Here is a 12,861-nt window from a genome sequence, read left to right on the forward strand (position 1 = left end):
CCGACATCGACCGGTGAGTCCTTCTGCTTTCCGCTCCCTATATTCCCCAGTTGGTTCATTTCGCGACGCTGAGGAATTTTCGAGATCGGAATCAGGGGCCGTGTCCAAGTGTCGGAAATGCTCGCTTGGACACCGACTCGTGGACAGCGAGTCCGATCAGCACCATGGACCTGCGGACTTCGGTGACGTGGGAGAGGGGATGTCCGTATGGTCATGATGCCGTCCAGCAGGGGGGCGCAAAGGGCCGGCGGAGGCGACGATCCCGAGCCGGCCAAGCTCCGCCCTGAAACGCCACGCAGGGTGCTCGCCTACTTTCGCCCGCATACCGGCAGAATCGCACTCTTCGCAATCGGCGCCGTCCTGGAGTCGCTCATCGTGGTGGCGACTCCGCTGTTGCTCAAGCAGATCGTCGACGACGGGATCCTCAAGGGCGACTCCGGAGAGGTCACCCTGCTGGCCTGCCTCACCGCGGGGCTCGCCGTCCTCGACGCGCTACTGCAGCTGGTGCTCGCCTACCTCGCCGGGAGGATCGGGCAGGGGGTCAGCTACGACGTCCGGATCCAGGCGATCGAGCACGTCCAGCGGCTGCCGGTCGCATTCTTCACCCGCACCCAGACCGGTGTGCTGGTCGGACGGCTCCACACGGATCTGATCATGACGCAGCAGGCGTTAAGCCAACTGCTGATGGCGCTCCCCAGCGTGATCGGGGTCGTCCTGGTGATGGCCGAGCTGTTCTACCTGTCGTGGATCGTCGCCGTCATCACGCTGGTGCTGATCCCGCTGTTCGTCGTTCCCTGGGTGTACGTGGGGAGAGTGACACAGCGGTACACCAGGCAGTCGATGGAGGTGAACGCAGGCCTGGCCGGCCTCCTCCAGGAGCGGTTCAACGCTCAGGGGGCGATGCTCTCCAAGCTCTTCGGCCGTCCGGACGAGGAGATGGACGAGTACGAGGACCGGTCGGAAAGGCTCCGCAGGGCCGGCGTGAGCGTCGTCGTCTACGGCCGGATGGCCTTCGTCGTCATGATGCTGATCGCCGCGCTCGCCACGGCGCTCACCTACGGGGTCGGCGGCGGCCTCGTGCTCTCCGGGGCCTTCCAGCTCGGCACGCTGGTAGCTCTCGCCGCCCTGCTCGGGCGGCTGTTCGGGCCGATCACCCAGCTGTCCGGGATGCAGGCGAACGCGCTGGTCGTCCTGGTGAGCTTCGACCGGCTCTTCGAGCTCCTCGACCTGAAGCCGCTGATCGAGGAACGCCCCGACGCCGTCACGCTCACGCGGAACACAGCCCCGGAGATCGAGTTCGCGGACGTGTCGTTCCGCTATCCGGGCGCGGACGAGGTCTCGCTGCCGTCGCTGGAGCAGAACGTGCGTGGCGGAGGGGATCGAGGGGAGACGGCGCCGGAGGTCCTGCGCCACGTGAGCCTGCGTGCGCCGGCCGGGACCATCACCGCACTCGTCGGCCCGTCCGGCGCGGGGAAGAGCACTCTCACCCACCTGGTGTCCCGGCTGTACGACCCGACCTCCGGCACCGTCCGTGTCGGCGGACACGATCTCCGGGACCTCTCCGTCGGCTCACTCCGCGAGGCGGTGGGCGTGGTCAGCCAGGACACCTACCTCTTCCACGACACGATTCGGGAGAACCTTCGTTACGCCCGTCCGACCGCCACCGAGGACGAGTTGATCGAGGCGTGCAAGGGAGCCCAGATCTGGGACTTGATCGAATCCCTCCCGAAGGGGCTCGACACCGTCGCGGGAGACCGCGGCTACCGGCTGTCGGGCGGGGAGAAGCAGCGACTGGCCATCGCGAGGCTGCTCCTGAAGGCGCCCTCGGTCGTCGTGCTCGACGAGGCCACCGCTCACCTGGACCCCGAGTCGGAGGCCGCCGTCCAGCGGGCTCTCAGGACCGCGCTGCGCGACCGCACCTCCCTGGTGATCGCCCACCGGTTGTCCACGATCCGTGAGGCCGATCAGATCGTCGTGATCGACGACGGAGGCGTCCGGGAGCGCGGGACGCACGAGGAGCTGCTGGCCGAGGCCGGTCTCTACGCGGAGCTCTATCACACGCACTTCGCCGAGTCGGGCGGCGTCGGAGCCGCGCCCGAAGGCAACGGGGCCGGGCCGGTCCACCAGATGGTTCCTGAAGGGGGACGATGAATTCCGCAGCGCTGGCCACGCCGACGGTGCCGGAGCTGTTCGCCCGCCAGGCGGAGCGGACGCCCGACGCGGTGGCCGTAGTTGATGGGGACCGGGCGCTGACCTACCGGCGGCTGGACGAGCTCGCGGGCCGGCTGGCCGGGCGGCTGATCGGTCGGGGCGTCCGCCGCGGCGACCGTGTGGCGGTCCTGATGGAACGCTCTGCGGACCTGGTGGTGACGCTGCTCGCCGTGTGGAAGGCGGGAGCGGCGTACGTGCCGGTGGATGCCGCCTATCCCGCGCGGCGGGTGGCGTTCATGGTCGCGGACTCGGGGGCGTCCCTGGTGGCATGTTCGGCCGCGGCGGGCGACAGCGTTCCGGAGGGGGTCGAGTCGATCGTCGTCACGGACGACGTTTCGGGCGACGCGTCGACGGTCCCGGTGTGTCCGGGGGACCTGGCGTACGTGATGTACACCTCCGGGTCGACGGGGGTCCCGAAGGGAGCGGCCGTCCCGCACAGGAGCGTCGCGGAGCTGGTGGGGAACCCCGGCTGGGCGGTGGACCCCGGTGATGCAGTCCTCATGCACGCGCCGCACGCCTTCGACGCGTCCCTTTTCGAGATCTGGGTACCGCTTGCCTCGGGCGCCCGCGTGGTGATCGCCGAGCCGGGCGCAGTGGACGCCCGGCGTCTGCGGGAGGCGGTCGCCGCCGGCGTGACGAAGGTGCACCTGACCGCGGGGAGCTTCCGCGTGCTGGCGGAGGAGTCGCCGGAATCCTTCGCCGGCCTCCACGAGGTGCTGACGGGCGGCGACGTGGTGCCCGCACCCGCGGTGGAGAAGGTGCGAAGGGCGGTCCCCCGAGCGCGGATTCGGCACCTGTACGGACCGACGGAGACGACGCTGTGCGCGACGTGGCACCTGCTCCAGCCGGGCGATGCGCTGGGTCCCGCGCTGCCGATCGGCCGTCCGCTTCCGGGTCGCCGGGCTCAGGTGCTCGATGCGTCGCTGCTGCCCGTGCCTCCGGGTACGGTCGGCGACCTCTACCTTTCCGGCGCCGGCCTTGCGGACGGCTACCTGGACCGGACGGCACTGACGGCGGAGCGGTTCGTGGCGGATCCGTCCGTACCCGGCGGCCGGATGTACCGGACAGGGGATATCGCCCGGTGGACTGCCGACGGCGAGCTGCTGTTCGCGGGCAGGGCCGACGACCAGGTGAAGATCCGCGGGTTCCGGATCGAGCCGGGTGAGATCGAGGCCGCGCTGACCGCGCAGCCGGATGTCCACGAGGCCGTCGTGGTGGCGGTCGACGGCCGCCTGATCGGCTACGCGGTGACGGACGTGGACCCCGTCGTCCTCCGTGAGCGTCTCGGGGCGATGCTGCCGGAGTACATGGTCCCGGCTGCCGTGATCACGCTGGACCGGCTTCCGCTCACCGGCAACGGCAAGGTGGACCGGGCGGCGCTGCCCACGCCCGTCTTCGGGGGGAATGCCGGGGGCCGCGAACCCGCCACCGAGGCGGAGCGCGTCCTGAGCGGACTGTTCGCCGAGCTGTTCGGCCTGGACCGGGTCGGTGTCGACGAAAGCTTCTTCGCCTTGGGCGGCGACTCGATCTCCGCGATGCGGCTGGCGGTCCGCGCGGCCACGGCCGGTCTGCTGGTGACGCCCTCCCAGATCTTCGAGGAGAGGACCCCCGCACGGTTGGCGGCCGCAGCGCGTCCTGTACCCGCCGACGCCCCCGACGCCCGTCCCCTGATCGCTCTCACCGCGGAGGAGGAGAGCGAGCTGGCGATCGCCGTACCGGGTGCCGAGGAGGCTTGGCCGCTCGCCCCGCTCCAGGAGGGGCTGCTCTTCCAGTCGACCCTCGAAGAAGAGGGCGTCGACATCTACCAGGCGCAGTGGATCCTGGAGCTGAACGGTCCGCTGGACGTGGCCCGGCTCCGGGTCGCGTGGGAAGCGGTCTTCGCACGGCACGCCGAGCTCCGGGTGAGTTTCGTACGGCTCGCGTCGGGGAGGACGCTCCAGGCCGTCGCCGGACACGTCGTCCTGCCCTGGCGGGAGGTCGACCTCACGGGCGTGAGCGACGCCGAGGCGGCCGTCGAGGCCCTCGCCCGGCGGGAACAGGAACAGCGGTTCGACCTGGCCGCGGGCCCGTTGTTCCGGCTGCTGCTGGTCCGGATCGGCGAGGACCGGCACCGCCTGCTGGTCGTCCACCACCACATCCTGACCGACGGCTGGTCGGTGGCGGTCATCCTCAACGAGGCGGCCGAGGCGTATGCGGTCGGCGGCCGGCTCCCGGAGCGGATCGGCGCGGCATCCTACCGGGACTACCTGGCCTGGCTGGATCGGCAGGACAAGGACGCGGCACGCGCGGCCTGGCAGGCGGAGTTGTCCGGCCTCGACGGGGACGCGTCGATCGCGAGGACGGCCGCCGGGACGGGATACGAGTACCGCATCGCCCACGTCACCCCGGAGCTCTACGCCAGGCTGACGCAGGTGGCCCGTGACCACGGGCTGACGCTGAACACGATGATGCAGGGCGCGTGGGCAATGGTGCTGGCCCGGCTCGCGCGGCGCACCGAGGTGGTGTTCGGCACCACGGTCGCTTGCCGTCCCGCAGAGCTCCCGGGGGTGGAGTCGATGCCCGGGCTCATGATGAACACCGTGCCGGTCCGGGTATCGCTGGACGGCGGGCAGACGGTCTCCGACCTGCTCACCGGTCTGCAGCAGCGGCAGGCGGCCCTGATCCCGCATCAGCATCTGGGACTGCCCGAGATCCAGAGAGCGGGCGGGCCGGGTGCGAAGTTCGACACGCTGCTGGTGTTCGAGAACTATCCGCGGGACTTCGCCGACCAGTTCACGTACCTGGGCACGGTCGAGGGCACCCACTATCCACTGACCCTCGGCATCATCCCGGGGGACCAACTCAGGATCCAGCTCGCCTACCGGCACGGGCAGATCGAGGAGACCGTCGCCGAGTCCGTGCTGGTGTGGTTCGTCGGCGCCCTCGGCGCGATGGCCGCTGACCCTTCCGGGCTGGTGGGGCGGGTCGGTGTGGCCGGGGGCTGGGTGGGCGACTCGGACGCGGCGCTGGCGGTGGGGGAGTCCCTGCCGGTGCTGGTGGCGCGGGTCGTGGCGGAGCGGCCGCACGCGGTGGCGGTGGTGGACGGCGACGGCGAGCTGACCTTCGAGCGGCTCTGGGAACAGGCATCGGCGCTCGCCGCCGTGCTGAGGGCCCGTGGGGCCGGACCGGAGTCCCGGGTGGGCCTCGTCGTGGGGCGGTCGGCGTGGCGGGTGGTCGGGATGCTGGGGGTGTCGCTGGCCGGAGGCGCGTTCGTTCCGGTGGATCCCGCGTATCCGGCCGAGCGCGTGCGACTGCTGCTGGGAGACGCGGATCCCGCGCTGGTGGTGTGCGACGGGAAGTCGCGGGACGCAGTGCCTGAGGAGTTCGCTGACCGGTCGGTGGTGATCGACGAAGTGGATCTCGCGGCGGTCCCGGATGCGGTGCCGCCGCAGGTGGGGCCGGACGACGCGGCGTACGTGATCTATACGTCGGGGTCGACGGGAACTCCGAAGGGGGTCGTTGTCCCCCACGCGGGTCTGGGGAATCTGGCGGCGGCACAGATCGACCGGTTCGCCGTGTCGCCGTCGTCACGGGTCCTGCAGTTCGCGGCACTGGGCTTCGACGCCACGGTCTCGGAGGCGCTGATGGCGTTGCTCTCGGGGGCGACGCTGGTGATGGCGCCGGAGCGGGACATGCCGCCGCGGGTGTCGCTGGCCGAGGCACTGGAGCGGTGGGACGCCACGCATGTGACGGTTCCGCCGTCGGTGCTCGCCACGGCCGACACGCTGCCGGCGGGGCTGGAGACGGTGGTGGTGGCGGGGGAGGCATGCCCGTCGGGCCTCGCGGATCGCTGGTCGGAGGGACGTCGGCTGATCAATGCCTACGGGCCGACCGAGGCCACGGTGTGTGCTGCGATGAGCATGCCGTTGACGGCGGGCCGGGACGTGGTCCCGATCGGGGCACCGATCGCGGGAGGCCGCTGCTACGTACTGGACGCGTTCCTCCGGCCGTTGCCGCCGGGGATCACCGGCGAGCTGTACGTGGCGGGGATAGGGGTGGCCCGTGGCTACCTGGGCCGTGTGGCGCTGACGGCGGAGCGGTTCGTCGCCGATCCTTTCGTCTCCGGTGAGCGGATGTACAGGACGGGAGACCTGGCCTGTCTGACGAGCCGCGGTGAGCTGGTGTTCGCCGGGCGGGCCGATGACCAGGTGAAGCTCCGTGGGTTCCGGATCGAGCTCGGCGAGATCGAGTCCGTCCTGTCCGGCCACCCGCGGGTTGCTCAAGCGGCGGCGGTTGTCCGGGACGACCGCCTCCTGGCCTATGTGTCGCCGGCCGAGGTCGATCCGCACGCGGTGCGGGAGTACCTCGCCTCCCGGCTGCCCCAGCACATGGTGCCCGCTGTGGTGGTGCTGGAAGCGCTGCCCACCACCCCGAACGGGAAGATCGACCGCAGCGCGCTGCCCAACCCCGATCTCACGGCCGGGACCGTCGGTCGAGAGCCGGTCACGGAGCACGAACGGGCGCTGTGCCGGCTGTTCGCCGAGGTGCTCGGCCGGGAGCGGGTCGGCGCGGACGACAGCTTCTTCGCCCTGGGCGGAGACTCGATCACCGCCATGCAGCTGGTGGCGCGGGCGCGGCGGGAAGGACTGGCCCTCGCCGCGCAGGACGTCTTCGGGCTGAAGACGCCGGAGGGACTCGCGCGGCTGGTGGCGGAATCGCCGCTGCCGGAACGCGCCCGGCCCGCGACGGTCGACGGTGCGGGCGAGGTGCCGTGGACGCCGGTGATGAGAATGCTGGGCGACGGGATCGCCGGTGCGGGATTCGCGCAGTGGGTGGTTGTGGGCGCGCCCGTGGACCTGGGCGAGGGGGTCCTGGCCGCCGCGCTGGCCGCCGTGGTGGATACGCACGACATGCTGCGAGCACGCGTGGAGCAGGGACGCCTGATCGTAGGCGACCGCGGCTCCGTGGACACGGCCGGTCAGGTCCGGCGAGTGGGCCTTGACGGAGGCTCGCTGGACGAGGCCGTGGCAGGCGCGGTGCGGGACGCAGTGGGACGGCTGGACCCGCAGACGGGCGTGATGGTGCAGGCGGTGTGGGTGGACGCCGGGCCGGGTCGGGTGGGCCGACTGGTGCTGGCGGTGCACCATCTGGCTGTCGACGGAATGTCGTGGCGAGTCCTGGTACCGGATCTGCGGGAAGCCTGCGAGGCGGCTGCGGCGGGACGGACTCCTGCGCTGGAGCCGGTGGCAGTGCCGTTCCGGCAGTGGGCGCGCCTGCTGGAGGAATGGGCGGCCGCGGCGGAACGGGTCGGCGAACTGCCGGCGTGGCAGGCGATCCTGGGCCAGGGGGACAGGCCGACCGGCGGGCCGGAGGTGGGCACGGGGAGCGTGCGCTCACGGTCGTGGGCGATGTCGGGAGCCGAGGTGTCGGCGCTGCTGGGACGGGTTCCGGCGCTGTTCTTCTGCGGGGTCCACGAGGTGCTGCTCGCGGGTTTGGCGGGGGCGGTGGCGCGCTGGTCCGGCGGTCGTGTGGTGCTGGTGGATGTGGAGAGTCATGGCCGTCATGCGGTCGGCGGGCTGGATCTGTCCCGGACGGTCGGCTGGTTCACCAGCGTGCATCCGGTGCGACTGGACACGTCGGGGATCGACCTGGCGTCCGGGCATCTGCTGAAGGCGGTGAAGGAGCAGTCGCGGGCAGTGCCCGGTGACGGGCTCGGTCATGGGCTGTTGCGTCATCTGAATGCCGAGACGGGACCGGTGCTGGAGGCCATGCCGGCACCCCGGATCGGATTCAACTACATGGGCCGGTTCGTCGTGGGCCAGCAGAACGACGTGGCGGAATGGCAGCAGGCCGGAGACATCGGCGGTTCCCTGGATCCGGCCATGGCACTGCCGCATGCGCTGCAGGCCGATGCGGTCGTCCGGGAAACGCCCGAGGGCCCGGAACTGACGCTCATGGTGAGCTGGCCGGCCGGCCTCTTCGAAGAGGCCGAGACCGAACGGTTCGGCCGGATGTGGTGGGACGTGCTGTCCGGCCTGGCCCGCCTGGCGGACGATTCCTCCGCCGGGGGACACACCGCGTCCGACTTCGACCTCCTCGACCTCGATCAGGACGAGATCGAGGGTTTTGAGGCAATAGCGGCGCACTTCGGCGGAGGCCAGGAATCGTGACCAAGTCGACCACGTCCCCCGGATCGGCGCTCGCGGAGATCTGGCCGCTGTCACCGATGCAGGAGGGAATGTTCTACCACTCCTCCCTCGACGACGAGGCCCCCGACATCTACGTCATCCAGCAGTCCCAGATCATCGACGGGCCGCTGGACACGGAGCGGTTCCGGAGGTCCTGGCAGGCCCTCCTCGACCGGCACGCGACGCTTCGGGCGTCCTTCCACCGGCGGAAGTCCGGAGAGACGGTCCTGCTCATTCCCCGGGAGGCGGAACTCCCTTGGACCGAATGCGACTTGTTCGACCTGGCCGAGGAGGACGCGCTCGCCGAGGCGACCGTGATCGCGGAGAAGGAGCGCGCCAGGGGGTTCGATCTGACGCGGCCTCCGCTGCTGCGGCTGACGCTGATTCGGCTCGCTCCGGACCGGCACTGTCTCGTGACGACGAGCCACCACCTGCTCATGGACGGGTGGTCGCGGGCGATCCTCGAGTCGGAACTCCTCGAGGTCTACGCGGCCGGCGGCGTCGTGTCGGGTCTGCGGTCAGTGGCCTCCTACCGGAACCATCTGGCGTGGCTGGGGCGGCAGGACAAGGACGCCGCCCGGGCGGCATGGTGCGCGGAGCTGTCCGGCGCCGACGGATCGGCGCTCAGCATTCCCGAAAGGCCCGGCCGGGCTCCGGAACTGCCGGTCCGGAAGGTGATCCGCCATTCGCCGGCCTTCACCTCCGCCCTGGTGGAGTTCGCCCGCGGCCACGGGCTGACGCTGAACACCGTGGTGCAGGGCGCGTGGGCGCTGGTGCTGGCCCGACTGGCGCGCCGCCGGGACGTACTCTTCGGCGCGACGGTCTCCGGGCGTCCGGCAGACCTGCCGGGCGCGGAGGGCATGGTGGGGTTGTTCATCAACACCGTGCCGGTGCGCGTGCGGTTGGACGGAGCTAAAACGGTCCTGGAGACGCTGACGGAGCTGCAGGAGCGGCAGTCCGCGCTGATCGCGCACCAGCATCTCGGGCTCCCGGAGATCCAGAAGCTCGGAGGGGCGGGCCTGGACACGATCGTGGTGTTCGAGAACTACGTCGATCCCGCGGCGGGCTCGAAGTCCCCGCGCGATCTGAGCCTGACCCTGCGGGAGTTCCACCAGGCGTCCCCCTACGCGATCACCCTGGGCGTCATGCCGGGCGAGAGCATCGAGACCGAGATGCAGTACCAGCCGGGGATGGTCGATGCCTCGGTCGCCGAGGCTGCTCACCACTGGCTCGTTCGAGCCCTGGAACAGATGATCGCGGAGCCGGGCACGCCGGTGGGCCGCCTGGACCTGGTGAGCGACGCCGAACGTGAGCTGGTCGTCGATCGGTGGAACGAGACGGGCGACCCGATCGCCGCGCCGACGGCGGTGGACCTCTTCCTCCGGCAGGTGGAGAAGGCTCCGGACGCGACGGCGATGACGGCCGGGGGCCGGGACTGGTCGTACGCGGAGCTCGACGAGTGGTCGGGCCGGCTGGCGCGGGTACTGAAGGACCGGGGCGTGCGACGTGGCGACCGCGTCGGTGTCCTGCTGGAACGTTCGCCGGACGTGCCGGCGGCATGGCTCGGGGTGTGGAAGGCGGGGGCGGCGTTCGTGCCCGTCGATCCGGACTACCCGGCGGACCGGGCCGCGTTCATGTTGTCCGACGCCGCGGTCGCCGCGGTGGTGTGCTGTGCGGGAACCGCGGCCGCTGTGCCCTCGGGCCATGAGGTCATCATGATGGACGCCGCCGTCGACGGTGAGACCTCGCTGGTCCCGATCGGGGCGGACGATCTGGCGTACGTGATGTACACGTCGGGATCGACCGGGGCGCCGAAGGGCGTCGCCGTCCCGCACGGCGGCGTCGCGGCCCTGGCGGGAGACCCGGTGTGGGGCGTCGGAGCGGGCGACTCCGTGCTGATGCACGCGCCGCACACCTTCGATGCGTCCTTGTACGACCTCTGGGTGCCGCTCGTGTCCGGTGCGCGGGTGATGCTCGCCGAGCCGGGCGTGGTCGACGCGGAGCGCCTCGCTGCTCAGGTCGCACAGGGCCTCACCTCGGTGAACATCACGGCGGGCCAGTTCCGGGCGCTGGCGCAGGAGTCGCCGGAGTCGTTCTCAGGGTTGCGCGACGTGCTGGCGGGCGGCGACGTGGTGCCGCTCAGCGAGGTGGAGCGGGTCCGGCGGGCCTGCCCCGAGCTGGTCGTCTGGCACACCTACGGTCCGACGGAGACCACCCTGTGCGCGACGTGGAAGGCGATCGAGCCCGGCGACCGGCTGGGGTCGCTCCTGCCGATCGGCCGCCCGCTGCCGGGCCGACGGCTGTACGTGCTGGATGCCTTCCTGCGTCCGTTGCCTCCGGGCGTCGCGGGCGATCTCCACATCGCGGGCGCAGGGGTGGCGCAGGGCTATCTGGACCGTCCGGGGCTGACAGCGGAGCGGTTCGTCGCGGACCCGTTCGCCTCCGGTCAGCGCATGTACCGGACGGGCGACGTCGCGTACTGGACGGACGAGGGCGAGCTGGTGTACGTCGGGCGGTCCGACGACCAGGTGAAGATCCGCGGCTACCGGGTCGAGCCGGGCGAGGTCGAGGCGGTGCTGGCCGAGCGGCCGGGCATCGACCAGGCCGTCGTGGTGGCACGCGAAGGGCGCCTGATCGGCTATGTCGTGTCCGGCAGCGACATCGATCCGGAACGGCTGCGCGAGGACATCGCCAGGGCGCTGCCGAGCTACATGGTGCCGGCGGCGGTGATGGTCCTGGACGCACTGCCGGTGACGGCCAACGGCAAGGTGGACCGGGCGGCGCTGCCGGACCCCGACTTCGGCGGACGCGTCACCGGCCGGGAACCGGCCACCGACGCCGAGCGGGCGCTGTGCGCGCTGTTCGCCGAGGTTCTCGGCCTGGAACGGGTCGGCGCGGACGACAGCTTCTTCGAGTTGGGCGGAGACTCCATCACCTCGATGCAGCTGGCGGCGCGGGCCCGTCGGTCCGGAATGGCCTTCGGCGCGCGCGAGGTGTTCGAGCACCGGACCCCGGCGGGAATCGCCGGGATCCTCGACCTGGACGGCGATCCGGCCGAGTCGCCCGATCCGGCCGAGGGTACGGGAGACGTCGCCTGGACGCCGATGATGAAGGTGTGGGGGACGGGACCTGCGGCGCAGTGGGTGACCGTCGGCGCGCCCGGCGATCTGTCGGTGGACGCGCTGGCGGCCGGGCTGAGTGTGGTGATCGACGCTCACGACATGCTACGGAGCCGGATCGTCGAGGCAGACCGGAAGCCCCGGGTGGTCGTGTCCGGCAGGGGCGCGGTGGACGCCGCGCATCTGGTCGAGCGGGTGGAGGCGAACCCCGGGGACCTCGATGACGTCGCGGAGCGGTGTGCTCGGGAGGCGGCCGCGCGGCTGGATCCTGCCGCGGGTGTGATGGTCCGTGCGGTGTGGGTGGACGCGGGACCCGGCCGTGTCGGACGGGTCGTGCTGGCGGCGCATCCGCTGGCGGTCGACGCGTGGTCGTGGCAGATCCTGCTGCCGGACCTGAAGGCTGCCTATGAGGCCGTCGCCGCGGGCAGGGAGCCGGTTCTCGACCCGGTGGACGTCTCGTACCGGGGATGGGCGGCCGCATTGGCGGAGCAGGCGACCGCCACGGCACGCGTCGCGGAGCTGACCGCGTGGACGGCGCTCCTCGACGGAGCGGAGCCACGGCTGGGCGAGCCCGGCGCCGGCCATGCCGCGGGACGCCGATCGTGGATCCTGCCGAAGGACCGCGCGGGTGCGCTCGTGGAGCAGGTCCCCTCGGCCTTCCACTGCGGTGTCCACGAGGTGCTGCTGGCAGGCATGGCAGGCGCGGTGGCACGCTGGCGCGGAGGCCACGTGCTGCTGGTGGACGTGGAGAGTCACGGCCGTCACCCGGTCGGCGGGATGGATCCGTCCCGGACGGTGGGCCGGTTCACGAGCGTGCATCCGGTGCGGCTGGACGTGGGCGGGACCGATCCGGCCTCCGGGTCGTTGCTGAAGGCGGTGAAGGAGCAGTCGAGGGCGGTGCCCGGCGACGGACTCGGCTACGGGCTGCTGCGATATCTGAACAGCGAGACGGGATCGGTGCTGGAAGCCTCACCGTCGCCTCAGATCGGATTCGCCTACCTGGGCCGGTCCGCCACGGGCGAAGTGCGGGAGTGGCAGCGGTCCGGAGGCATCGGCTGTTCATCGGACCCCGATACGAGGCCGTCGCACGCGCTGGAAGCCGAGGCGGCCGTCCGGGAACTGCCGGACGGCCTGGAACTGGCGCTCGCGGTGAGTTGGCCGGCCGGTCTCTTCCCGGAGGCCGAGATCGAACGGTTCGGCCGGCTGTGGCTGGACGTGTTGTCCGACCTGGCCCGCCTGGCGGGTGATCCTTCCGCCGGAGGGTACACCGCGTCCGATTTCGACCTCCTCGACCTGAACCAGGACGAGATCGAGGAACTCGAAGCCGAGTTTGACGACGACCTTTAAGCCGTTTGCTGGATCGA

General features: G+C 71.3%; 3 protein-coding genes. All 3 read left to right on the forward strand.

The features are described 5' to 3' along the window. Positions 1-216 precede the first annotated feature (216 nt). From ACIOJE_RS29685 to ACIOJE_RS29695, 3 genes are read left to right on the forward strand one after another with little or no spacing between them, the layout of a single operon-like run. Positions 217-2,151, forward strand: coding sequence for an ABC transporter ATP-binding protein (locus ACIOJE_RS29685; protein ID WP_400780408.1), 1,935 nt, complete (start codon positions 217-219; stop codon positions 2,149-2,151). Continuing rightward, a complete protein-coding gene (locus tag ACIOJE_RS29690; RefSeq protein ID WP_400780291.1) occupies positions 2,148-8,360 on the forward strand; it encodes an amino acid adenylation domain-containing protein in 6,213 nt (2,070 codons plus the stop codon). The genes ACIOJE_RS29685 and ACIOJE_RS29690 overlap by 4 nt, the downstream gene beginning before the upstream one ends. Next, entirely contained in the window at positions 8,357-12,844 is a 4,488-nt protein-coding gene (locus ACIOJE_RS29695) for an amino acid adenylation domain-containing protein (protein ID WP_400780294.1), read from the forward strand. Before ACIOJE_RS29690 ends, ACIOJE_RS29695 begins: the two co-directional genes overlap by 4 nt. Positions 12,845-12,861 lie beyond the last annotated feature (17 nt).

The sequence above is a fragment of the Kitasatospora sp. NPDC087861 genome (assembly GCF_044742585.1).
GTDB lineage: Bacteria > Actinomycetota > Actinomycetes > Streptomycetales > Streptomycetaceae > Kitasatospora.